The sequence below is a fragment of the Chelativorans sp. Marseille-P2723 genome (assembly GCF_902809845.1).
Classification (GTDB): Bacteria; Pseudomonadota; Alphaproteobacteria; order Rhizobiales; family Rhizobiaceae; genus Chelativorans.
Map to the genome: position 1 here is coordinate 480,763 of NZ_CADDWI010000013.1, position 22,276 is coordinate 503,038.

Sequence of the window (22,276 nt, forward strand, 5' to 3'; positions counted from 1 at the left end):
GCACCGTAATATGGCCATTTTGCGCATCCAGACATGGCCAGGCCAGTGGCTTCACTTAAGCGCAGGCTGTGACCAAGTAGCTCATATGCGCAGCTTTGTTTAAAAGACAAGAGTATCACGGATTCATAAACTTTAAGCGAGAAAAGCAGGAACGAGGCCAGTCATGTCCACGCGAGCCGATGACCTGGTCGACCGCCGTCGACTCAGGCGCAAATTGACGTTCTGGCGGGCGGCAGCGTTTATTGTCCTCGCCCTGGCGCTTGCGGCATCGGTCCGCTGGCTGATGGCGGACAGGCTCGGTCTTTCGTCCGAACATATCGCCCGGGTGCGGATCGAAGGCACGATCACCGAGGATGAGCGACTGCTAGAAGTCCTTGAAAACCTCCGCAAGTCGAAGACGGCCGCGGGAGTGATCGTCACAATCAATTCCCCTGGGGGAACCACGGCCGGCGGGGAGGCGGTCTATGAGGCGGTTCGCAGGCTGGCAGCGGAGAAGCCGGTGGCAGCACAGATTGGGACGCTGGCGGCCTCCGCCGCCTATCTGGTCGCCAATGCGACTGACCACATCGTAGCGCGCCAGACCTCGATTGTCGGCTCGATCGGCGTCATCATTCAGTTTCCGGAAATCACGGAGCTTTTGAACAAGATCGGCGTGAAGGTAGAGGAGGTGAAATCCTCGCCGCTGAAGGCAGAGCCTTCGCCCTTCAATCCCACCACCGACGAAGAGCGCCAGATGCTACGGGCAATGCTTCTCGACAGCTACAACTGGTTCGTCGACATTATCGCGGAACGCAGGCCCCTGACGCGGGCCGAAGCGCTCTCGCTTTCGGACGGCTCGATCTTCACCGGACGCCAGGCAGTGGAGCTGAAGCTTGTCGATGCGCTCGGCGGCGAGCATGAGGCCCGGGCTTGGCTGAACAAGCAGGGCGTGAGCGAGGATCTTGAAATCGTCGAGTGGAAGCCCCGGGAATCCGGCGGTTTCCCTTTGCTGCCGGGCTTTGCTACTTCTCTGGCCGAGTATATAGGATTGTCGCGACAAAACGATCTGGTTCGCCTTCTCGGGGTGGATCGCATCTTCCTTGACGGCCTTCTGTCACTCTGGCAACCTGAAAAAGTCGGCTTGCCGGAATGAAAAAAAGAATGTTTTCAGGGGAATATCTGGAGCGTCAAAGCGGCGGAAGAAAGCCATGATCAAGTCTGAGCTCGTGCAGACCATTGCCAACCGCAATCCGCATCTGTTCCTGCGGGACGTGGAGAATATCGTGAACGCCATCTTCGACGAGATCACGGAGGCGCTTGCGGCGGGCAATCGCGTTGAGTTGCGCGGCTTTGGCGCATTCTCCGTGAAGCACCGCCCGGCCCGGACGGGCCGCAATCCCCGCACCGGCGAGGCCGTTCACGTGGAAGAAAAGTGGGTTCCCTTTTTCAAGACCGGCAAGGAGTTGCGCGAGCGGCTGAATGCGGACAAGTAACGGTCCGAAAGGGATACAGCTCATGCTGCAACGCATTGTCGCCGTCATCATCATTCTGCCATTGGCGATCATCCTGATTGCACTTGCCGTGGCGAACCGGGCAGCGGTTCCGTTTACGATCGACCCGTTCAATCCGGGAAATCCAGCGCTTACCGTGGAACTTCCGCTCTTCGTCTTTCTCTTTATCGCCCTCATTCTAGGAGTGATCATCGGCGGCGTGGTCACCTGGTTCAGGCAGGGGCGCTACCGTCGCATAGCCCGCGAACGGGTGCGGGAGGCGAAGACGCTTCCCGCCACCGAGGAACGGTCCCGCGCCGCCCTTGCCCCTCCATCCGGCGTCTGACACAGGAATAAAAGATCAGGCGAAGACGTTGAGAGAATCGGTCCGGCATGTTGCGCAGGCTGGACCGCTATGACAAAAGCGGTGCGTTCGAATGATCGAGAGGCAGCCCAGTTCCTTGCGGGAGAAAAACCGCCATCAGCGTAGCGCCGGGAGGCAAGGGTCGGTCGGCTCGGCGGCCCGCCATTCCGCGCCGCGAAGCGGGCCCCTACCCGACGAGAAGCTGCCACTTATCCTGGAAGTCCTGCCCAACCAGAATTACGCGCTTCTTGATTCGGGGGGGATGCGCAAGCTGGAGCAATATGGCCCCTACCGGATCATCCGGCCGGAAAAGCAGGCGATCTGGCTCCCCGTCCTTGATGAGGAGGAATGGGCCAAGGCGGATGCGGTCTTCACCGGAGACACGGACGAGGAAGGCATGGGGAGGTGGCGCTTTCCAAGAGCGCCGCTCGGCGAGACGTGGCCAATGCGTCATGACGGGCTCGATTACCTTGGCCGCTTCACCTCCTTTCGCCATGTCGGCGTTTTCCCGGAACAGGCGACCCATTGGGACCATATGGAAGGATTGATCACGGCGGCCCGACGGCCGGTCAAGGTGCTTAATCTTTTCGGCTATACGGGCCTTGCCTCACTGGTGGCGGCGCGCGCGGGCGCTCACGTCACCCATGTCGATGCCTCCAAGAAGGCAATTGCCTGGGCGCGCGAGAATCAGGAAGTCGCGGGCCTTTCCGAACGGCCGATCCGCTGGATCTGCGAGGACGCCATGAAATTTGCCGAGCGCGAGGTGCGGCGCGGGAACGCATACGATATCATCCTGCTCGATCCGCCCGCCTACGGACGGGGGCCGAAGGGAGAGGTCTGGCAGCTTTTCGAGCATCTGCCCCACCTTGCCGAGACCTGCCGCGCGATTCTTTCACCCCGGCCCCTCGCGGTGGTGTTGACGGCCTATTCGATCCGCGCCTCCTTTTTCTCCATCCATACGCTGATGCGCGACATCTTTGCCGGCATGGGCGGCCGGGTGGAATCGGGGGAGCTTGTCATTCGGGAAAAATCCGCCGGCAGGGCGCTTTCCACCTCGCTGTTTGCTCGCTGGGTGGCACGATGAATGAAAGCAAAAGGCGTGTGCCCGGACGGGTGAGGGAGGTTACAAGCCTTACCAATCCGCTCGTCAAGGAAATCAAGGCGCTGGCCCTGAAGAAGTACCGTGACCGCGAGCGGGCCTTCATGGCGGAGGGGCTGAAGCTCGTCATCGACGCGCTGGATGCCGGCTGGACGATACGAACCTTCGTCTATGCCAAGACGGCCCGCGGCAATGCCAAGGTGGAGAAGGTAGCGGCGCGGGCGGTAGCGGCAGGCGCACTGGTGCTTGAAGTCAGCCAGAAGGTGCTTTCGGCCATTACGCGCCGCGACAATCCGCAGATGGTGATGGGCATTTTCGCCCAGCGCTACCATTCTCTCAAGGACACTCGTCCTGCAAAGGATGATGTCTGGGTGGCGCTCGACCGCGTACGGGATCCCGGCAATCTGGGAACAATCATCCGCACCGTGGATGCGGTGGGCGCGAAGGGCGTGATCCTCGTTGGCGAATGCACCGACCCCTTTTCCATCGAGACGGTGCGCGCCACCATGGGCTCGCTCTTTGCCGTGCCGCTCGCCCGTGCCGATGAAGAGTCATTCCTTGCCTGGCGGCGCGATTTTCCCGGTCTGGTGGTGGGCACGCATCTTGCCGGTTCGGTTGATTACCGGTCCGTCGACTACAGGGCGGGGCCAATCCTGCTTCTGATGGGCAACGAACAGCAGGGCCTGCCCGACAGGTTGGCGGAAGCCTGCGACCGGCTGGTGCGCATTCCGCAGGCAGGCCGCGCCGATTCGCTCAATCTCGCGGTGGCCACAGGTGTCATGCTTTATGAAATCCGCCGCACGGCTTTGCCGGCAGAAGCAGAGGCCATGCGATGAAGAAGTCCCGGATCTTGGGCTACGGCGCCGTGCTGAGCCTGTCCGTGCTGCTCGATCAGGCGATCAAATATCTGGTTGAGAACAATCTTACGCTGTATGAAAAAGTCGATCTCCTTCCCTTTCTTGCACTCCTGCACTCGCGCAATACCGGGGTGGCCTTCTCGCTTTTCTCGACAGTCAGCGGTTTATGGCTCAGCCTTCTGTCAATCGGTATCGTGATCTTTATTGCGATCATCGCCATGCGCACGAATGAAAACCAGCATTTTGCCCGCTTCGGTTTCGTGCTCATCATCGGCGGCGCACTCGGAAACCTGATCGACCGCGTGGTGCGCGGCTATGTCGTGGACTATGTGTGGTTTCACACGCCATCCTGGTCGTTTGCCGTCTTCAACCTTGCCGATGCCTTCATCACGGTGGGTGCGGGGCTTGTCATCCTGCAAGAAGTGCTGAACTGGTTCCGCGGCAGGTACGAGCGTTCCGGAAAGACGGGATAGCGCCGCGCGCCCGTGAGCCATTTGCGGCGGGCAACGCGGCTGTTAAGTCTTGGACGCTGATTCTTTCTGGCGGGGATCGATGGAGGATCTGGCAGGGCGGTTCATTTTGCTGTGGGGATGGCCTCGACGCGGCGCGGCATTTCTCGCCGGCGCGGGAGCGAGCCTTGCCCTGCCGCCACTCGATTTTCCCGCCGCCTTTTTCCTCGCCTTTCCCGTACTCGTCTGGCTGCTGGACGGACAGCCAGATACGGGCGGCCCTTTCGCGCGGTTTCTGCCGGCTTTCTCTGCCGGCTGGTGGTTCGGCTTCGGCTACTTTCTTGCATCTGCCTGGTGGATTGGCATTCCTTTCAGGATTACGACGGAAAGCATCTGGGCCGTTCTGCTCGCCACCGTCGCTGTGCCAGCCCTGCTTGCACTTTTTTACGGAGCTGCGACCCTGGTTGCCCGCTCTCTATGGAGCGATGGCGTTGGTCGCATCGCAGCCCTGGCATTCGGCTTCGGTCTTGCGGAATGGCTGCGTTCCTTTGTTCCCATCGGCTCTGCGTGGAACGTCGTCGGCTACGCGGCAATGCCTGTACCCGTGCTCATGCAACTCACGGAACTGATCGGCATTGCCGGTGTAAGCGCGCTTGCCGTTTTCGTTTCTTCCGTACCCGCCCTTTTGGGCACCCGAACGCAGGTGACGGCTGGCTTTGCGCTTGCCTGCATCCTTGTCGCGATACAGGCCGGCTACGGATACTACCGTTTGGCAGGCACTCCAGCTCCCTCAGATGTAGTAAACGTGCGGATCGTCCAGCCGGCTTCCGGCGCGCAGGCGGATTTCGACGAACTCTTCCGAGCTTATCTCGACCTTTCGACAGCACCGCCTTCAGAAAACGGCAGGCCCACTGCGCTGCTGATCTGGCCGGAACTAGCTATTCCCTTTGTGCTTGCTGACCGTCCAGACCTTCTCTCAACCCTGGCCGCACTTGCCGGTTCGCAACGAACCCTGATCACGGGCGCGCTGCGCAAGGATGATGAAGGACACTTCTACAATTCGGTCGTGGCCATTACCGGAAAGGGAATCATCGACGCAAGCGACAAGGTGAGGCTTCCTCCTGCCATTGATGGCTCCTTCCTAAATTTCGGCACTTCTCAAGATTCGGCGCTGCCGCCCGGCAAAGGCTTTCGGCCTGGCGCGGCGCGGCGCCCTTTATCCCTTGCAGAGGGGATGACTCTTCTGCCGCTCATCGGGACAGAAGTGGCCAGCCCCGGAATTGCCGAGTCGGTTCATCAATCAGTAGACATCATCGTCAATCCGGCACTCCAACCGGCTACGGCCGCCGGCGCCAAGCAGCATCTTCGCCAGGCACAATTGCGCGCCCTCGAAGCTGGATTGCCGATAGTGGTCGCCTTTCCAGACGGCTTTTCGGCAGCCATAGATGCGCGCGGCCGAATTCTGGCCGGGCTTGCAAATAACGTGCGTGGTTACTTGGACGTCTCCTTGCCCCTCACCAAGAGCAATGTGCTTTGGAACCGGAGTATTGTCCCTGCAGGACTGGTGTTTTGTGGAGTCTTTGGACTGTTTGCGTTATTAATTATGGTTAGGTCGCGCATTTGTGTCAGACGGAATTGACATCCGCAGCATGTCCTACGCATAAGGTTACGCCGACTGCTCGCGCCAAAGCTGAGGATTAGCCTGGCATTCAGGGGGGCGTGACCTCGTCGGTTTATATTATTAGTTTGTCCCAGCGGCGAGGGATACATGACTAACAAGAAGAAACCAAACCCAATCGATGTGCACGTGGGGAGTCGAATCCGGCTCCGTCGCAACATGCTTGGCGTCAGCCAGGAAAAGCTGGGCGAAAGCCTGGGCATCACTTTCCAACAAATCCAGAAATACGAAAAAGGAACCAACCGGGTCGGTGCAAGCCGGCTTCAGGCCATCGCGTCAATTCTCAACGCGCCCGTCTCGTTCTTTTTTGATGGCGCGCCGGATGGGGCAGGCAACGGAGCCATCTCTGGCTTTGGGGAAGACAACGCAACTTTTGTAACCGACTTTCTGAGCAGTTCCGAAGGTATTCAGCTCAACCGTGCCTTCGTGAAAATCAGCGATCCCAAGGTGCGACGCAGGGTTCTCGATCTTGTGAAGGCACTTGCGGCCGAGCCTGCTGTGCCGGAGTAACATCGGCATAACTTCTTGACCGGTTCTGTAATGATTGGCTAACAAGGTGCCCGCCTTTGCTGGCACTTTGTGCCAGCGTTTTCTCAGAGGGGTTACCCGTGGCTCGCAGGTCTTATCTCTTCACCAGTGAATCCGTATCCGAAGGGCACCCGGACAAGGTCTGTGACCGGATTTCCGACGAGATTGTCGACCTCGTCTATCGTGAAGCGAAAAAGGCGGGCATGGATCCTTGGAAGGTCCGCGTCGCCTGCGAGACGCTGGCGACCACGAATCGCGTGGTCATCGCCGGTGAGGTGCGCGTGCCCGACACTTTGCTCAAGCGCGACGCAGAAGGGAACATTGCTCTGGACAAGCGGGGCCAGCCGGTAATCAACCCGAGTAAGTTCCGCTCCACCGCGCGCCGAGCAATCCGTTCGATCGGCTACGAGCAGGAAGGCTTTCACTGGAAGACGGTGAAGATCGACGTGCTTCTGCACCCGCAATCGCCCGACATTGGGCAGGGTGTGGATAGTGCCGCCGACGCGCAAGGAGAGGAAGGCGCAGGCGATCAGGGCATTATGTTCGGCTACGCCTGCCGGGAAACACCCGATCTTATGCCTGCTCCCATCTATTATGCGCACCGGATTCTCCGCCTTATTGCTGAGGCTCGCAAGGCCGGCGAGGGCGATGCCGCCATGCTTGGTCCCGACGCAAAGAGCCAGGTGACCGTGCGTTATGTCGACGGCAAGCCGAGTGCTGTTACAGAGATTGTCCTTTCAACCCAGCACCTCGATCCGACATGGGATTCAAGCAGGGTGCGTGAGGTGGTTGAGCCTTACGTCCGGCAGGCGCTATCGGAAGGCGGCCTACCCATTGCGGAGGATTGCCGCTGGCACATCAACCCAACGGGCAAGTTCGTGATCGGTGGACCGTATGGCGATGCGGGGCTTACCGGACGCAAGATCATTGTAGATACCTATGGCGGCGCGGCTCCTCATGGTGGCGGCGCCTTCTCCGGAAAGGATACGACCAAGGTCGACCGATCCGGAGCCTATGCTGCGCGCTATCTGGCAAAGAACGTAGTGGCGGCGGAGCTTGCGGATCGCTGCACTATCCAGCTCTCCTACGCCATTGGCCTTGCTCAGCCATTGTCGATCTATGTGGACCTGCATGGGACAGGGCGGGTATCCGAGGAAGAAGTGGAAATGGCAATCCGGCAGGTGATGGACCTTTCCCCCTCCGGAATCAGGCGCCATCTGGATCTCAACAAGCCCATCCATGCCAAGACTTCGGCCTACGGCCATTTCGGCCGCAAGCCCGGGCGTGACGGTTCCTTTTCCTGGGAGCGCATGGACCTGGTGGAAGCCTTGAAAAAAGCGGTGGCCGCGGCAGCCTGAGGACTTTGGAAGTAGCCTTGCCACTATCTTGCGCGCCTCGTTTGAAGGCGGCTTGAAGCCGTTGGGGCAATATCTTTCCTGCCGAAGCAGAAATCAGAAGCAATGATGGGCCAGCATCCTGAACGATCCACCGAAGGGTTCTTTGGCCGGCGACGTGGAAAGCGCTTGCGCAGGCGGCAGGAGGCGTCGCTTGAGGAGATGTTGCCGCGTCTGCGGCTCAATCTGGAAGAGCCGGCATCCGACGACCTGCGCACGCTCTTTGCACAGGAAGTGGAGGATGCCTGGCTGGAAATCGGCTTCGGAGGCGGCGAGCACCTTCTGGCCCAAATGAAAGAGCGGCCCCGTACGGGCTTCATCGGCGTTGAGCCTTTCATCAACGGCATGGCCAAGCTGGTTTCGGCGCTGGACGAAGTGCCCGGAAACCTTCGCCTTTACGATGATGACGCCACGCGCCTGCTTGATTGGCTGCCGGCAAGCTCGATCTCAGGCATAGACCTGCTCTACCCGGACCCCTGGCCAAAGAAGCGGCACTGGAAGCGGCGTTTCGTCAACGAAGCCAATCTGGACCGCTTTGCACGTGTGCTGAAACCAAGCGGCGTCTTCCGCTTTGCTTCCGACATCGATTCCTATGTGAACTGGACCATCGCTCATTGCCAGGCTCACCCTGCCTTCAAATGGAAAGCCGAAAGTGCGGACGATTGGCGCTTGCCGTTTCGGGGATGGCCAGGCACCCGTTACGAGGAAAAAGCCTTGAGAGAAGGGCGGAAGCCCGCCTATCTCATTTTCATTCGCGCATGAACCGTATCAATATCTGATCTTGCGGAACTGAACCGGGTCGATTCCGAGGCGGTTCAGGTCCTCATCGCGGGGCTGCCGCCGCTCCCGCACCGCACCAGTGACGGCAATCGCACTGCCCATGACGTCGAAAAGCCGGCCAATGGGACCAATAATACTGTGTGAACGCATGATAATCTCCGTGTTTTCTCCTCTTTGTAGATAAGCATTCGGCCTGCGTTGAACCATTGCGATTTTGCAACGCAACCATGCAGTTTGTGCATTGCAGCAATAATAAGGGGGTGGGTTGAAAGGAGCTCTCTGAGCAGCTATATTCATTTCAAATTCTTGGTCGCTAAGACGAAGAGTGGGTCCACCCGGTCCCGCTCTTTTTTGTTAGCGGCATTGCGTAGAGGTATTGCAGCGGATGCAGGACGACCGCATCATTCGCGAGAGTGGCACGGAGGCTCGCGTTGCGGGTATTGTCATGCCGGTACTCGACGCGCTGGGATACAGGCTTGTGCGCGTGAAGCTTTCCTCGCAGGACGGGCTGACGCTGCAGATCATGGCCGAAAAGCCTGACGGCACCATGACGGTGGAGGACTGCGAAGAGGTCAGTCTTGCCATCTCGCCTGTGCTCGATGTGGAGGATCCCATCGAAGGCGCTTATCAGTTGGAGATCTCTTCTCCGGGCATCGACCGGCCGCTGGTACGGCTTGGTGATTTTCAGGCTGCTTCCGGCCATGAGGTGAGGATCGAAACGTCCGTGCTGGTGGGTGGCCGCCGCCGCTTTCGCGGGCTTGTTGCGGGCGCGTCTGCCGAGACGGTGACGGTGGAGCTCGAAACGGTCGCGGAGGGCGAGGAAGCGTTGGTCGAGATACCTCTTGACGCTGTTGAAAGCGCAAAGCTGGTGCTGACCGATGCCCTCATCCGCGAAGCTCTGAAGAAAGACAAGGAAGAGCGGCGGCAGCGCAAGAAGGCCCGCCGCCGCGGAGAGCCGGCAAGCGAAGATCAGGCCGGCGAGAAATAGGTTTTTGCGGTAGCGGCCCGTCCGACCGTCGCATATCGAGGAGAATGAACATGGCAGTCAGTGCAAACAGACTGGAACTCTTGCAGATCGCCGATGCGGTGGCTCGCGAAAAATCCATCGACAAGGAGATCGTGCTGGCCGCGATGGCGGACGCCATTCAGAAGGCAGCGCGCTCCCGCTACGGCCAGGAGACGAATATCCGCGCTGATATCAACCCGCAGACCGGCGAGATGAAACTGCAGCGGCTGATGGAAGTGGTGGAAGAGGTTGAAGAACCCGCTCGCCAGATTCCGATTTCGGAGGCGCGGGAACGGAACCCAGATGCTCAAATGGGCGACTTCATCGCCGAGCAGCTTCCGCCCATGGATTTTGGCCGCATCGCTGCCCAGTCGGCGAAGCAGGTCATCGTCCAGAAGGTGCGCGAGGCGGAGCGTGACCGGCAGTACGAAGAATACAAGGACCGTATTGGCGAAATCGTCAATGGCACGGTCAAGCGGGTCGAATATGGCAATGTGATCGTCGATCTGGGTCGCGGCGAGGCCATCATCCGACGTGACGAACTGATCCCGCGCGAGACGTTCAAATATCTCGACCGTGTGCGTGCCTATGTCTATGACGTGCGGCGGGAGCAGCGCGGTCCGCAGATTTTCCTGTCGCGTACGCACCCGCAATTCATGGCGAAGCTTTTCACCATGGAGGTACCGGAAATTTATGACGGCATCATCGAGATCAAATCCGTCGCCCGCGATCCGGGCAGTCGCGCCAAGATCGCCGTCATCAGCCACGATTCCTCCATCGATCCGGTGGGCGCCTGTGTAGGCATGCGTGGAAGCCGAGTACAGGCGGTGGTGGCCGAGCTTCAAGGCGAGAAGATCGACATCATTCCGTGGAACGACAATGCGGCCAGCTTCATCGTCAACGCGCTGCAGCCGGCGGAAGTTTCCAAGGTGGTGCTTGACGAGGATGCCGAGCGCATCGAGGTGGTGGTGCCCGACGACCAGCTTTCACTGGCGATCGGCCGGCGGGGCCAGAATGTGCGCCTTGCCTCGCAGCTCACCGGCTGGGACATCGACATCCTCACCGAGGTGGAAGAGTCACAGCGCCGGCAGAAGGAGTTTGTCGAGCGTTCGAAGCTTTTCATGGACGCGCTCAACGTCGACGAGATGGTGGGCCAGGTGCTTGCTTCCGAAGGGTTCACCAGCATCGAGGAGCTGGCCTATGTCGAGGCTGGCGAGATAGCCTCTATCGACGGCTTCGACGGCGAGACGGCCGAGGAAATCCAGCTTCGTGCGCGCGAGTATCTGGAGAGGATCGAAGCGGAGAACGACGCCAGGCGCACGGAGCTTGGCGTCGCCGACGAACTACGCGAGATCCCCGGCATAGAAACGGCCATGATGGTGAAGCTGGGCGAGGATGGCGTGAAGACCATCGAGGACTTCGCCGGCTATGCCGTCGACGATCTGGTAGGCTGGAAGGAGCGCAAGGATGGGGAGACGAAATTCTTCCCCGGCGTCCTGTCTGACTTCGACGTCAGCCGGGCTGAGGCCGAGCAGATGGTGCTGGCTGCGCGAACGCGGATGGGCTGGATTGAAGAGGAAAGCCTGGCGGACGAGGCAGGAGAGCTTGCCGAATCGGCAGAGGGCTGAGGCGGCCTCATGGTGGCTTCCGCAACACCGGGTCTTGTGAAACGCGATGAACGACCGCACATGTATAGTGACGCGCACGGCGCGACAGCCGGATGAACTCATCCGGTTTGTTGCGGGACCGGACGGCACTGTCGTACCCGACCTGAAGCATAAGCTTCCCGGAAGGGGATGCTGGGTTGGTGCGGAAAGGGCACTGGTGGAGAAGGCGGCGGCGAAGAACCTGTTTGCCCGGGCGCTGAAGATGCCGCTAAACCCTCCGCCGAACCTGGCCGAAACCGTCGATTCATTGATGGCGAGCGCCGCATTGGGTACCCTTGGCCTTGCGCGCAAGGCCGGAGCCGTGGCATTGGGTGCTACAAAGGTGGAAGCGGCGGTGCGTGGCGGCAAGGCAGTGGCCGTTTTGCATGCGCTGGATGCCGCAGAAGATGGCGTCCGCAGGATAACATCCGCGCGCAGGGCGGCATCCTATGCCGTCTCTGCCCAGGTGCCGGCATACAGACTCTTTTCAGAATCGGAAATGAGTTTGGCATTAGGGGCGACAAATGTGATACATGCTGCCGTGCTCGACCGGGGGCCGGGCGTGGCAGCGTTAAGGCGCATCGAGACGCTTGCGATATATCGCGGCTCCCCCGGCATGAAATCGTCGAGCGCGGCCGATGCCGCAGAGGACATGGAATGACTGATACGAAAACTGGTGACGACAAGACGCTGAGCGTCAACCCGAAGAAGACGCTGACGCTCAAGCGGCCGGAACAAGGCACGGTGCGCCAGAACTTTTCGCATGGGCGTACCAAGGCTGTCGTCGTGGAGACGAAGAAGCGGAAGTTCTTGCGGCCCGATGAACGTGCGGAGCCTGTGGCGCCGTCGCGCCCGAAGCCGGCCGCCGCTCCTGCTCCCGCGCCTGCGCCACAGCAGCAACAAAGGCGGCCACGCCCGCAGCAATCTGCTGCTCGCTCCGGCGTCGTGCTTAATGAGCTCTCTTCGGACGAGATCGAGGCTCGCCGCCGGGCGCTGCAGGATGCCAAGCTGCGCGAGGCCGAGGAGCGCAAGAGGGCAGCCGAAGAGGCTGAGCGCCGAGCCGAGGAAGAAGCCCGGCGTGAGCGCGAGCGCGAGGAATCTGCTCGCCGCCAGGCCGAGGAAGAAGCCCGCGTGAAGGCTGAGGCCGAGGCCCGACAGCGCGCCGAGGAAGAAGCCCGACGCCGTGCGGCGCCGGCACAACCGGAGCCGGCCGTCGCGGCCAAGGAGATCGACGACGAGGAGGAAGAGGCGAAGGGCCGTAGCGTGCCAGGAAGGCGTGGCGCGGTGAAAGCCGAAGCCCCTCCGCGTCCGGCCAAGCCGCGTACCGACGAACAGCGCCGCCGCGGGAAGCTGACGCTCAACTCTGCGCTGTCTGACGACGAGGGTGCGCGTGGCCGCTCTCTCTCGTCCATGCGCCGCAGGCAGGAAAAGTTCAAGCGTGCAATGCATCAGGAGCCGCGTGAGAAGGTTTCGCGCGAAGTGGTGCTGCCGGAGACCATCACCATCCAGGAGCTTGCAAGCCGCATGGCCGAGCGTTCGGTGGATGTGGTGAAATACTTCATGAAGCAGGGCCAGATGATCAAACCTGGCGACGTGATCGATGCGGATACGGCGGAGCTGGTCGCGGTCGAGTTCGGCCATACGGTCAAGCGCGTTGCCGAATCGGATGTCGAGGAGGGGCTGTTCGATATTGAGGACCGTCCCGAGGATACGCAGTCGCGACCACCGGTCGTCACCATCATGGGCCACGTCGACCATGGCAAGACGTCTCTGCTTGATGCGCTTCGCAAAGCTAATGTCGCGGCTGGCGAGGCCGGCGGCATCACCCAGCATATCGGCGCTTATCAGGTGGAGCATGAAGGCAATACGATCACCTTCATCGATACGCCTGGACACGCCGCATTTACCGCAATGCGCGCCCGCGGCGCACAGGCGACCGATATCGCCATCCTCGTGGTTGCGGCAGACGACAGCGTGATGCCGCAGACGGTCGAGTCCATCAACCATGCCAAGGCGGCGAACGTGCCGATCATCGTGGCGATCAACAAGGTGGACAAGCCGGAGGCTAATCCGCAGAAGGTTCGCACCGAGCTCCTCCAGCATGACGTGTTCGTGGAATCTATGGGAGGCGATGTGCTTGACGTTGAGATTTCAGCTCTCAAGAGCATCAATCTCGACAAGCTACTCGAAGCTGTCCTGCTTCAGGCAGAAATTCTGGAACTCAAGGCGAACCCGAACCGCACGGCAGAGGGTGTCATTATCGAGGCCAAGCTCGATCGCGGCCGCGGCCCGGTTGCCACCATGCTCGTACAGGCCGGGACGCTCAGCCCGGGCGACATCCTCGTTGCCGGCAATGAGTGGGGGCGCGTACGTGCGCTCATCAACGATCGTGGCGAGCAGATCAAGTCTGCCGGCCCATCCACGCCAGTGGAGGTGCTGGGCCTTCAGGGAACGCCGCAGGCGGGCGACCGCTTTGCGGTGACGGATACAGAAGCCCGGGCACGCGAAATCTCCGAATACCGCCAGCGCAAGGCGCGCGAGAAGGCGGTGGCCCGCCAGGCAGGCCAGCGCGGCTCGCTGGAGCAGATGATGTCTCAGCTCCAGACATCGGGCGTGAAGGAATTTCCGCTCATCATCAAGGGTGACGTTCAGGGTTCCGTTGAGGCCATTGTCAATGCGCTGGAGAAGCTCGGCACGGACGAGGTGCGCGCCCACATCGTCCATTCGGGCGCTGGCGCTATCACCGAGAGCGACGTTTCGCTGGCCGAGACCTCGAATGCGGCCATCATCGGCTTCAATGTCCGTGCCAACAAGCAGGCCCGGGATGCAGCCGAGCAGGCGGGTATCGAGATCCGCTACTACAACATCATCTACGATCTCGTGGATGATATGAAGTCAGCCATGTCCGGCCTGCTTTCGCCAGAGCGGCGCGAGACTTTCCTGGGCAATGCCGAGATTCTGGAGGTCTTCAACATCACCAAGGTGGGCAAGGTTGCCGGCTGCCGCGTAACGGAAGGCAAGGTGGAGCGTGGTGCAGGCGTGCGCCTGATCCGTGACAACGTTGTGATTCACGAAGGCAAGTTGAAGACCTTGAAGCGCTTCAAGGACGAGGTGGCGGAAGTGCCAGCCGGCCAGGAGTGCGGCATGGCCTTCGAGAATTACGAGGACATCCGCGTCGGCGACGTCATCGAGGCCTACCGTGTCGAGATGGTGACGCGCAGCCTGTAATTTGAGCGGCCGCCGCGCGCTGGCGGCCGCACAAAATTGCGCCGTCGTGGCCGTTGCGGCTGCGCGGCATGCCCTATTATTAAGCAGGGCCGGGCGGCTGGCCTGTCATCTTTTTCGAGCATGATCGAATAGCAATGCCATCTACCGGTCCATCACAACGTCAGCTCCGCGTAGGCGAACAGGTTCGCCATGCACTCGCCACCCTTCTGCAGCGCGGCGAAATACGCGATCCGGAAATTGAGGCCGTGGTGATTTCAGTTTCCGAGGTGCGGATGTCGCCGGACCTGAAGGTTGCGACGGTTTTCGTTTCGCCACTGGGCCTCGACGACAAGGAGCCGGTCGTGGCCGCCCTCAACCGCAACGCGCGCTTCATTCGCGGTCGGGCAACCCCGGCCCTTCGCCAGCTCAAATACATGCCCGAATTCCGTTTCCGGCTGGATAAGGCGTTCGACAATTTCGAGCGGATCGACCGCATCCTGCGGTCGCCCGAAGTGGCGCGCGACCTGGGGCATGATGAGGAGAATGACGAATAATGAATTGGATGCTGCGGCAACCAGCCCCGACTTCTGCGGGAATCAAACAGGATGAATTGGGAGGCGCTTCCTGATGGGGCGGCGTGGAAGAAAGATGGGTCGGCCCATCTCCGGCTGGCTGGTTCTGGACAAGCCCGCCGGCATGGGGTCGACTGAAGCCGTCTCGAAGGTGAAATGGCTGTTTTCAGCGCAAAAGGCGGGTCACGCAGGCACGCTTGACCCGCTTGCCTCGGGCATGCTGCCGATCGCTCTGGGTGACGCAACCAAGACCGTGCCCTATGTCATGGAAGGGGCCAAGGTTTACCGTTTCACGGTCTCATGGGGCGAAGAACGCTCAACGGACGATCTAGAAGGGCCGGTCGTCAGGACATCGGACAAACGCCCGTCCGAGGCGGAAATTCAGGCTCTGCTGCCGCGCTATACCGGGCTAATCATGCAAACCCCGCCGCAATTTTCGGCGGTAAAGATTGGCGGCGAGCGTGCCTATGATCTGGCCCGCGAGGGCGAGACAGTGGAGATCGCCGCGCGCGAGGTGGAAATCGGCCGCCTCGATCTCCTTTCCATTCCTGAATCTGGAAAGGCCGTGTTCGAGGTGGAATGCGGCAAAGGAACCTATGTTCGCTCACTGGCGCGCGATATGGGACGCGATCTCGGCTGCTTCGGGCATGTGGCCGACCTACGCCGCACCGAGGTCTATCCGTTTGGTGAGGAGCAGCTTGTGCCTCTGAGGAAGCTGGAGGAGGCGGCAGAGGCAGCCGGGGAAGAGCGCGAGCGCTTCTCAGCGCTTGACGCCTTCCTGCTCAATACGGCAGCCGCCCTTGACGGTTTGCCGGAGATTGCATTGAGCGACGATGCCGCCAGTCGGCTGAGGCTCGGCAATCCGGTGATCGTCCGCGGACGAGATGCCCCGCTCGATGCTCCAGAGGCATGGGCGAGCGCCAGGGGCCGCCTTGTTGCGATTGGATTTGTTGAAGCTGGTATGTTCAAGCCGAAACGGGTATTTGGCGTCTGATTGTCGCGTTCCCACAAGCCATAGTGCAACGCTTGCTCGTCTTCGGCGTTGAACACAAATCCGGGTTGGATTTTTGGTGCCATGCCACGGGGAGAGACGGATACCGATACCAGCAGTCCCGACGCGAAGCATCACGTTGGGGCTGGCTTGCTTAAACGGCTGGCGGGCCCAAAGCCGATCGGCTTTTTCCTGTTCCTGCTGATCCTGGCCACCATTATTCCCGCGCTTGCGGTATCGCTTGCTCTGCTTCAACGCAATGACGCTGCACAGCGCGAGGTTGTGGAGACGCTCGCTTCAGCAATGGCCAGTTCCATTGCCGAGGCGATCGACCGGGAACTTAGCGGAATGATAACGACGCTGCGCGTGCTTTCCACAACGCCCTCCCTGGCTTCGGGTCGATATGAGGATTTCTACAGTCGTGCAAAATCGGCGCTGGTAGGCAGCGGCGCACATCTCGTCTTGCTTGATGAAGAGATGCGGCAGCTTCTGAATACAAGGGTTCCCTATGGTGAATCGCTTGGCCGCACGTCCGATCCCGGATCGGCCCTTCAGGCGCTCCAGTCTGGCGATATTGCGATCTCCGGCGTCTTCTATGGGAAAACTTCGGGCACATGGGTCTTTAACGTCATACTTCCCTTCCTTGCGGAAGGACACCCGCCGCGCCTTTTGGTTCTGTCGCGCGACGCGGACACCATCACGGACACGCTGTCCCAGCAGATGCTGCGTGGCGGCTGGAACGCCTCGCTGGTGGACCGCGGCGACACTGTCATAGCTTCGTCTTTCGCACCGGCCGATGTAGGCAAGCCGTTCTTTCTCGATCTGGAAGCTTCATCGCCGCAGGTGGCGCGTCTGGGAGAAGACAGCGCACCCCAATCCTTTGTAACGATCGTTAAACAATCCAATCTCAGCGGGTGGCAGGTGGCCGTCTGGGCACCATCGGCCATTATCGAAGAGCCGATGCGTAGGACGCTTTGGCAGCTTCTCGCCGGAACGCTTCTGACCATCGCCATCGGCACCGGCGCTGCATGGATATTAGGCCGCAGAATCGCCAAGCCCGTGCGCCACCTTGCCATCGATGCCCGCCGTCTGGGCGCCGGAGAGGCCATCGTTGCGGTACCCTATCCGATTTCCGAGGTGGCCACTGTGTCGACTGCACTGGCCGAGGCCGCCGCAGACCGGAAGACGGCGGAAAACGAGATCCGGCTGCTCATGCGTGAAGTCGCACATCGGGCAAAGAACCAGCTCACCGTCGTGGCGTCCATGGCAAAACAAACGGCGCGCAATGCCCGCTCGCTGCCTGCCTTTCTCGACACGTTCCAGAAACGCCTCTACGGGCTTGCTCGCTCCACGGACCTCCTGATCGCAGGCGGCGCAAGCGGCGTCGTTCTTCGGGAGCTCCTCATCGCCCAGATTGAGCCTTTCCGCCCGGATGATCCGAAGCGCTTGGATCTTTCCGGTCCTACATTCCGGCTATCTACCCAGGCGGCGCAAACCATCGGCCTTGCCATCCACGAAATGGCGACCAATGCAGCCAAGTATGGAGCCTACTCCGTTCGCGGCGGGCAGCTTTCCGTTTCCTGGAAGGTCGAGGACGATGTGTTGGTGATCACTTGGCGCGAACAGGGAGCGCAACTGCCTCGCAAGCCGGTCAAGCGCGGCTTCGGCACGGAGATCATCGAGCGCATGCTCGGCGGCACCCTCGATGCCGAAATCTGCCGCACCTTTCACGACGACGGGTTGGAATGCGTTTTCCGCATGCCCGTGCACCAGATCGTTCCTGACAGGATCGTAGAGACCGGCCAGCAGGACAAGCTTCTTTCGTCCTGAATCCTTTTGCTGGCAATTTACACCATTATGCACTATATGCGCCGCAACATCGCGCTGCCTGCGCAATGTACGGCCCTTGCTGGACGACATCCCGGCCATGGGCGGCTGTTCCCTATCAGGAAGAAAGGAAAGCTGATGTCGATTACTGCCGAGCGCAAGCAGGAGATTTTGAAGGAATTCGCGACAGCTAATGGCGACACTGGTTCGCCTGAAGTCCAGGTCGCACTCCTGACCGAGCGCATCAAGAACCTGACCGAGCATTTCAAGGACCACAAGAAGGATAATCATTCCAGGCGTGGTCTTCTCAAGCTCGTCTCGCAGCGCCGTCGTCTGCTCGACTACGTCAAGCGGAAGGATGAGAACCGCTACCAGACGTTGATCGAAAGGCTCGGACTGCGTCGATAAGCTTTGGCGGCGGGCGGTTCCTTTCAGGAGCGCCCGCCGCCGGCTTAATGGCTTTCCGGAAAATGACGGAAAGCCGTTGACGGACAGGTCATGGGGCAGGATTGCAGGATGCTTGACCGCCGCTTTTCACGGCGCATGAAGCAAGCCTCCCGTTGTCTTGCCCATGGCTCGTCCTCGAAGGAAGAGAAAGCGGGTTCCGCTTCCGTGCGGGCTCCGAAAGTTAAGGACAAGACATGTTCAATCAACATAAAGTTGAATTTGAGTGGGGTGGGCGTCCGCTTACCCTAGAAACGGGCAAGGTCGCTCGTCAGGCAGACGGCGCGGTGCTTGCCACTTATGGCGAAACCGTGGTGCTTGCCACAGTTGTTTCAGCCAATGAGCCGAAGCCGGGTATCGACTTCTTTCCCCTGACGGTCAACTATCAGGAGAAGACCTTCGCGGCTGGCAAGATCCCGGGCGGCTATTTCAAGCGCGAGGGGCGCCCGAGTGAGAAGGAGACCCTGGTCTCCCGCCTTATCGACCGGCCGATTCGTCCCCTTTTCGTAGAGGGATACAAGAACGACACCCAAGTGGTCGTCACCGTTCTTCAGCACGATCTAGAGAACGATCCGGATATCGTGTCCATGGTTGCCGCATCGGCGGCGCTGACGCTATCCGGCGTTCCCTTCATGGGGCCTGTCGGGGCAGCACGCGTCGGTTACATCGGCGGCCAGTATGTGCTCAATCCTCATCTGGATGAGATGGAGGAGACGAAGCTTGACCTCGTCGTCGCCGGCACGAACGATGCTGTTCTGATGGTGGAATCGGAAGCGCACGAGCTTCCAGAGGATGTCATGCTGGGCGCGGTGATGTTCGGTCACCAGAGCTTCCAGCCCGTCATCGACGCTATCATCAAGCTTGCCGAAGTGGCTGCGAAGGAACCGCGGGAATTCCTTCCCGAGGATCTGTCCGAGCTGGAAGGCGAGATGCTTAAGGTGATCGAGGCAGACCTGCGCGAAGCCTACAAGATCACCAACAAGCAGGCGCGCTACGATGCTGTCGATGCGGCCAAGGCGAAGGTGAAGGAGGCGTTCCTTCCTGCTGAATCAGCCGAGGAAGCGAAGTGGACTCCCGAGCAGGTAGCCACTGTCTTCAAGGCGCTTCAGGCCAAGATCGTACGCTGGAACATTCTAGACACCGGCCTTCGCATCGACGGGCGCGACCTTAAGAGCGTCCGTCCGATCGTCGCGGAAGTGGGTGTGCTTCCCCGCACACACGGATCGGCGCTCTTTACGCGCGGCGAGACGCAGGCACTTGTGGTCGCCACGCTCGGCACCGGCGAGGACGAGCAGTATATCGACTCCCTGACCGGCACCTATAAGGAGACGTTCCTCCTGCATTACAACTTCCCGCCCTATTCGGTCGGCGAGACGGGCAGAATGGGCTCTCCCGGACGGCGGGAGGTCGGTCATGGCAAGCTTGCTTGGCGCGCGGTGCACCCCTTGCTGCCGACGGGTGAGCAGTTCCCCTACACCATCCGCGTCGTATCCGAGATTACCGAGTCGAACGGTTCCTCGTCGATGGCCACGGTATGCGGCACCTCACTGGCGCTTATGGATGCGGGCGTTCCGCTGGCAAAACCCGTCGCGGGTATCGCCATGGGCCTCATCAAGGAGGATGAGCGCTTTGCCGTGCTTACCGATATCCTAGGTGACGAGGACCATCTGGGCGATATGGACTTCAAGGTGTCCGGAACCGCCGAGGGCGTGACCTCGCTGCAGATGGACATCAAGATCACCGGCATTACCGAGGAGATCATGAAGGTCGCCCTTGAACAGGCAAGGGACGGGCGCCTGCATATCCTTGAGGAAATGGGCAAGGCTCTTTCGGTAAGCCGCGGCGAGCTCGGCGAGTTCGCACCGCGCATTGAAGTGATGCACATCCCGACCGACAAGATCCGCGACGTGATCGGCACGGGCGGCAAGGTCATCCGCGAGATCGTCGAAAAGACGGGCGCCAAGATCAATATCGAGGATGATGGTACGGTGAAGATCGCTTCTTCCAATGCCAAGGAGATCGAGGCGGCGAAGAAGTGGATTCACTCTATTACCGCCGAGCCAGAGGTTGGCGAGATCTATGAAGGCACGGTTGTGAAGACCGCCGATTTTGGCGCCTTCGTGAATTTCTTCGGCCCGCGGGACGGCCTGGTCCATATTTCGCAGCTTGCGCCGGAACGGGTGCAGAAGACTACGGATATCGTCAAGGAAGGCGATAAGGTCTTCGTCAAGCTCATGGGCTTCGACGAGCGTGGAAAGGTCCGGCTCTCCATGAAGGTGGTCGATCAGAAAACCGGCCAAGAGATCCCGCGCGAGAAGAAGGAAGAGGCTCAGGAAGCCGAACACTGAAGCCATCACCCGCCGGGGATGATAGGGGCGCGGTCTTGCCGCGCCCTATGTGTTTCAGGATCATGTGGACCATCCGCACCGGTTCACCAGCCGCAGAGGAGCTTCATGCATTTTCATGAACGATGCGCTTCCCAGCCTTCTGTTTCCGTTCAAACGAGGAATGATCGACACTCCGCGCTCAGGCCAGCGCCTTCTTATTCTGGGCGCCGCGGCAGGATTTCGGCTGCCTCCGGAGTTCTCAGCTGAGCTTCAACTCGTGCAAGGGTTCCGGCCGGACTTTCTTGCCCTGACGAAAGCGGGTTTTCCCGTCACGCCGCTTCCAGAAGGCGATGGCTACGATGGAGCCTTTGTGCTTCTTGGCCGCCATCGTCGTGAAAATTCACAGAGGCTGTCTGCCGCCCTCCAATGCGTACGTCCCGGCGGCCTGGTTATCGCTGCGGGCATGAAAAAGGATGGAGCCCAGAGCGTAGCCAAGCGAATGGCCCATCTGCTGCCACTTGAAGAGCAGCTTGCAAAGCATCACGGTGTTGTCTTCTGGCTGCGAAGGCCCGCCCAGCTTGACGAAGACGTGCTTGCGGAACTTTCGTTGCCGCCGCTCGCCACTACGGAAGGATATGCGACGGCAGCGGGGAGCTTTTCGGAAGGCGCGGTCGATCCCGGCTCCTACCTTCTGGCAGAGTCGCTTCCTGGCGATATTTCAGGCGCTGTTGCCGATTACGCCGCCGGCTGGGGATATCTCTCCTTGCGCCTGGCGGAGCGGTTTTCACTCGCCACGCTCGATCTTTACGAAGCCCATCATGCCTCGCTGGAGGCTGCCCGGCAGAATCTTGCCGTCCATGCACCCGGAGCGTCCTGCCGCTTCTTCTGGCATGATCTACTGGCAGAGACGATTTCGCATCGCTATGACGCCATCGTCATGAATCCGCCATTCCACCGTAGCCGTGCTGCCGAGCCGGATATGGGCTCTGCCATGGTTGCGGCCGCGGCAAAGGCGCTGAAGCCGGGCGGACAGCTTTTTCTCGTCGCAAACCGCGGCTTGCCTTATGAAAAGGTGATGGAAGTTGCATTCGCCCGCTGCGGCGAACTGGTGCGAAGTGCAGGTTACAAGGTGCTTTGGGCAGAGAGGTAGGGCCTTTTCAGGAATAATACCGGTTACAAAAGCTTGAAGCCTGGCGGTGTTTCCGTGAGATACTGACAGGATCTGAGAGGCTTTGTTGCACCCCTCTGGAGGGTAGCCAAATCTTTAAGGCAGTTCAGGTCCTAGCTGGATCGTTGGCTTACGTTTCGGCTGTTAGGTGATTGAGGATGCTGGCTGGATTGGAGGCCAGCATCGGATGATGCGACCTCTTTCCGATGATCTTCACAAGCGTGTTGTTGGGACGGTACAGGTCTGCGAAAGCTGCCGGTGGCGGTGCGGTTCGGCGTTACTGGTATCATTCTGCGATGAAGTGGCCCCAGCCCTTGAGCAGGCCCCGCCGACATTGCCCCGGCGGCAAGGATTGCGTGCCGTTCAGCCCGGTCTTTATCCGGCATGGCTGTGTTTCATCGAGGAAACCTGGATCAAGAACAATATTGTGGCGCTCTGTGGCTGGGTGCCAAAGGGCAAGCTCCTGCGCC

The 22,276-nt window shown here is 60.3% G+C and carries 21 protein-coding genes; 20 read left to right on the forward strand and 1 reads right to left on the reverse strand.

What is annotated here, in order from left to right; all coding sequences use genetic code 11:
- Positions 1–163: 163 nt before the first annotated feature.
- From sppA to HUS57_RS13765, 10 genes are all read left to right on the forward strand, one after another.
- A complete protein-coding gene (sppA, locus tag HUS57_RS13720; protein WP_173934465.1) occupies positions 164–1,132 on the forward strand; it encodes a signal peptide peptidase SppA in 969 nt (322 codons plus the stop codon).
- Between the two features lie 55 nt (positions 1,133–1,187).
- Positions 1,188–1,472 carry an integration host factor subunit beta gene (locus HUS57_RS13725; protein ID WP_173934466.1) on the forward strand — a complete coding sequence of 95 codons (285 nt, stop codon included), beginning with the start codon at positions 1,188–1,190 and terminating at the stop codon, positions 1,470–1,472.
- 22 nt (positions 1,473–1,494) lie between these two features.
- Entirely contained in the window at positions 1,495–1,815 is a 321-nt protein-coding gene (locus HUS57_RS13730; RefSeq protein WP_173934467.1) for a LapA family protein, read from the forward strand.
- 91 nt (positions 1,816–1,906) lie between these two features.
- Positions 1,907–2,917, forward strand: a complete 1,011-nt coding sequence (locus HUS57_RS13735) for a class I SAM-dependent methyltransferase (protein ID WP_173934468.1) — start codon at positions 1,907–1,909, stop codon at positions 2,915–2,917.
- Positions 2,914–3,768 (forward strand): RNA methyltransferase, encoded by an 855-nt coding sequence (locus tag HUS57_RS13740; protein WP_173934469.1) that lies wholly within the window; start codon positions 2,914–2,916, stop codon positions 3,766–3,768. The genes HUS57_RS13735 and HUS57_RS13740 overlap by 4 nt, the downstream gene beginning before the upstream one ends.
- Positions 3,765–4,262, forward strand: coding sequence for a signal peptidase II (gene lspA / locus HUS57_RS13745; protein WP_173934470.1), 498 nt, complete (start codon positions 3,765–3,767; stop codon positions 4,260–4,262). Before HUS57_RS13740 ends, lspA begins: the two co-directional genes overlap by 4 nt.
- A 79-nt stretch (positions 4,263–4,341) precedes the next feature.
- Positions 4,342–5,877 carry an apolipoprotein N-acyltransferase gene (lnt, locus tag HUS57_RS13750; protein ID WP_173934471.1) on the forward strand — a complete coding sequence of 512 codons (1,536 nt, stop codon included), beginning with the start codon at positions 4,342–4,344 and terminating at the stop codon, positions 5,875–5,877.
- Between the two features lie 129 nt (positions 5,878–6,006).
- Positions 6,007–6,426, forward strand: coding sequence for a helix-turn-helix domain-containing protein (locus HUS57_RS13755; RefSeq protein WP_173934472.1), 420 nt, complete (start codon positions 6,007–6,009; stop codon positions 6,424–6,426).
- A 98-nt stretch (positions 6,427–6,524) separates the two neighbouring features.
- Complete coding sequence (gene metK / locus HUS57_RS13760) at positions 6,525–7,802, forward strand: methionine adenosyltransferase (protein WP_173934473.1); 1,278 nt, start codon at positions 6,525–6,527, stop codon at positions 7,800–7,802.
- Between the two features lie 102 nt (positions 7,803–7,904).
- On the forward strand, positions 7,905–8,600 hold the full coding sequence (locus tag HUS57_RS13765) for a tRNA (guanosine(46)-N(7))-methyltransferase TrmB (RefSeq protein ID WP_173934474.1): 696 nt from the start codon (positions 7,905–7,907) through the stop codon (positions 8,598–8,600).
- Positions 8,601–8,606: 6 nt separating this feature from the next.
- Here HUS57_RS13765 and HUS57_RS13770 read toward each other — a convergent pair whose 3' ends face one another.
- A complete protein-coding gene (locus tag HUS57_RS13770) occupies positions 8,607–8,768 on the reverse strand; it encodes a hypothetical protein (RefSeq protein ID WP_173934475.1) in 162 nt (53 codons plus the stop codon).
- 235 nt (positions 8,769–9,003) lie between these two features.
- On the opposite strand from HUS57_RS13770, the gene rimP reads away from it, so the two are divergent.
- The 10 genes from rimP to HUS57_RS13820 all read left to right on the forward strand — a co-directional run bounded on the left by rimP (position 9,004) and on the right by HUS57_RS13820 (position 21,788).
- The gene (gene rimP, locus HUS57_RS13775; RefSeq protein WP_173934476.1) at positions 9,004–9,606 is read left to right on the forward strand and encodes a ribosome maturation factor RimP; all 603 of its coding nucleotides are present in this window, start codon (positions 9,004–9,006) and stop codon (positions 9,604–9,606) included.
- A gap of 50 nt (positions 9,607–9,656) precedes the next feature.
- Entirely contained in the window at positions 9,657–11,252 is a 1,596-nt protein-coding gene (gene nusA, locus HUS57_RS13780; RefSeq protein ID WP_173934477.1) for a transcription termination factor NusA, read from the forward strand.
- Positions 11,253–11,298: 46 nt separating this feature from the next.
- Positions 11,299–11,931, forward strand: a complete 633-nt coding sequence (locus HUS57_RS13785) for an RNA-binding protein (protein ID WP_173934478.1) — start codon at positions 11,299–11,301, stop codon at positions 11,929–11,931.
- Positions 11,928–14,498 carry a translation initiation factor IF-2 gene (gene infB, locus HUS57_RS13790; RefSeq protein WP_173934479.1) on the forward strand — a complete coding sequence of 857 codons (2,571 nt, stop codon included), beginning with the start codon at positions 11,928–11,930 and terminating at the stop codon, positions 14,496–14,498. The genes HUS57_RS13785 and infB overlap by 4 nt, the downstream gene beginning before the upstream one ends.
- Positions 14,499–14,632: 134 nt before the next feature.
- On the forward strand, positions 14,633–15,031 hold the full coding sequence (gene rbfA, locus HUS57_RS13795) for a 30S ribosome-binding factor RbfA (RefSeq protein WP_173934480.1): 399 nt from the start codon (positions 14,633–14,635) through the stop codon (positions 15,029–15,031).
- A gap of 73 nt (positions 15,032–15,104) precedes the next feature.
- Entirely contained in the window at positions 15,105–16,043 is a 939-nt protein-coding gene (gene truB, locus HUS57_RS13800; RefSeq protein WP_173934481.1) for a tRNA pseudouridine(55) synthase TruB, read from the forward strand.
- 81 nt (positions 16,044–16,124) lie between these two features.
- Positions 16,125–17,870 (forward strand): sensor histidine kinase, encoded by a 1,746-nt coding sequence (locus HUS57_RS13805; protein WP_173934482.1) that lies wholly within the window; start codon positions 16,125–16,127, stop codon positions 17,868–17,870.
- A 135-nt stretch (positions 17,871–18,005) separates the two neighbouring features.
- On the forward strand, positions 18,006–18,275 hold the full coding sequence (rpsO, locus tag HUS57_RS13810) for a 30S ribosomal protein S15 (RefSeq protein WP_173934483.1): 270 nt from the start codon (positions 18,006–18,008) through the stop codon (positions 18,273–18,275).
- 233 nt (positions 18,276–18,508) lie between these two features.
- Positions 18,509–20,659 carry a polyribonucleotide nucleotidyltransferase gene (pnp, locus tag HUS57_RS13815; RefSeq protein ID WP_173934484.1) on the forward strand — a complete coding sequence of 717 codons (2,151 nt, stop codon included), beginning with the start codon at positions 18,509–18,511 and terminating at the stop codon, positions 20,657–20,659.
- Positions 20,660–20,774: 115 nt separating this feature from the next.
- The gene (locus HUS57_RS13820) at positions 20,775–21,788 is read left to right on the forward strand and encodes a class I SAM-dependent methyltransferase (protein ID WP_173934485.1); all 1,014 of its coding nucleotides are present in this window, start codon (positions 20,775–20,777) and stop codon (positions 21,786–21,788) included.
- Positions 21,789–22,276: the final 488 nt, after the last annotated feature.

Excerpts from the sequence above, each read along its gene's own strand:
- HUS57_RS13725 (WP_173934466.1), top strand. The coding sequence starts at position 1,188 with ATGATCAAGTCTGAGCTCGTGCAGACCATTGCCAACCGCAATCCGCAT.
- truB (WP_173934481.1), top strand. The coding sequence starts at position 15,105 with ATGGGGCGGCGTGGAAGAAAGATGGGTCGGCCCATCTCCGGCTGGCTG.
- HUS57_RS13735 (WP_173934468.1), top strand. The coding sequence starts at position 1,907 with ATGATCGAGAGGCAGCCCAGTTCCTTGCGGGAGAAAAACCGCCATCAG.
- lnt (WP_173934471.1), top strand. The coding sequence starts at position 4,342 with ATGGAGGATCTGGCAGGGCGGTTCATTTTGCTGTGGGGATGGCCTCGA.
- nusA (WP_173934477.1), top strand. The coding sequence starts at position 9,657 with ATGGCAGTCAGTGCAAACAGACTGGAACTCTTGCAGATCGCCGATGCG.
- HUS57_RS13785 (WP_173934478.1), top strand. The coding sequence starts at position 11,299 with ATGAACGACCGCACATGTATAGTGACGCGCACGGCGCGACAGCCGGAT.
- pnp (WP_173934484.1), top strand. The coding sequence starts at position 18,509 with ATGTTCAATCAACATAAAGTTGAATTTGAGTGGGGTGGGCGTCCGCTT.
- HUS57_RS13730 (WP_173934467.1), top strand. The coding sequence starts at position 1,495 with ATGCTGCAACGCATTGTCGCCGTCATCATCATTCTGCCATTGGCGATC.
- rimP (WP_173934476.1), top strand. The coding sequence starts at position 9,004 with ATGCAGGACGACCGCATCATTCGCGAGAGTGGCACGGAGGCTCGCGTT.
- rbfA (WP_173934480.1), top strand. The coding sequence starts at position 14,633 with ATGCCATCTACCGGTCCATCACAACGTCAGCTCCGCGTAGGCGAACAG.
- HUS57_RS13755 (WP_173934472.1), top strand. The coding sequence starts at position 6,007 with ATGACTAACAAGAAGAAACCAAACCCAATCGATGTGCACGTGGGGAGT.
- infB (WP_173934479.1), top strand. The coding sequence starts at position 11,928 with ATGACTGATACGAAAACTGGTGACGACAAGACGCTGAGCGTCAACCCG.
- sppA (WP_173934465.1), top strand. The coding sequence starts at position 164 with ATGTCCACGCGAGCCGATGACCTGGTCGACCGCCGTCGACTCAGGCGC.
- HUS57_RS13805 (WP_173934482.1), top strand. The coding sequence starts at position 16,125 with ATGCCACGGGGAGAGACGGATACCGATACCAGCAGTCCCGACGCGAAG.
- rpsO (WP_173934483.1), top strand. The coding sequence starts at position 18,006 with ATGTCGATTACTGCCGAGCGCAAGCAGGAGATTTTGAAGGAATTCGCG.
- HUS57_RS13740 (WP_173934469.1), top strand. The coding sequence starts at position 2,914 with ATGAATGAAAGCAAAAGGCGTGTGCCCGGACGGGTGAGGGAGGTTACA.
- HUS57_RS13820 (WP_173934485.1), top strand. The coding sequence starts at position 20,775 with ATGAACGATGCGCTTCCCAGCCTTCTGTTTCCGTTCAAACGAGGAATG.
- HUS57_RS13765 (WP_173934474.1), top strand. The coding sequence starts at position 7,905 with ATGATGGGCCAGCATCCTGAACGATCCACCGAAGGGTTCTTTGGCCGG.
- HUS57_RS13770 (WP_173934475.1), bottom strand. The coding sequence starts at position 8,768 with ATGCGTTCACACAGTATTATTGGTCCCATTGGCCGGCTTTTCGACGTC.
- lspA (WP_173934470.1), top strand. The coding sequence starts at position 3,765 with ATGAAGAAGTCCCGGATCTTGGGCTACGGCGCCGTGCTGAGCCTGTCC.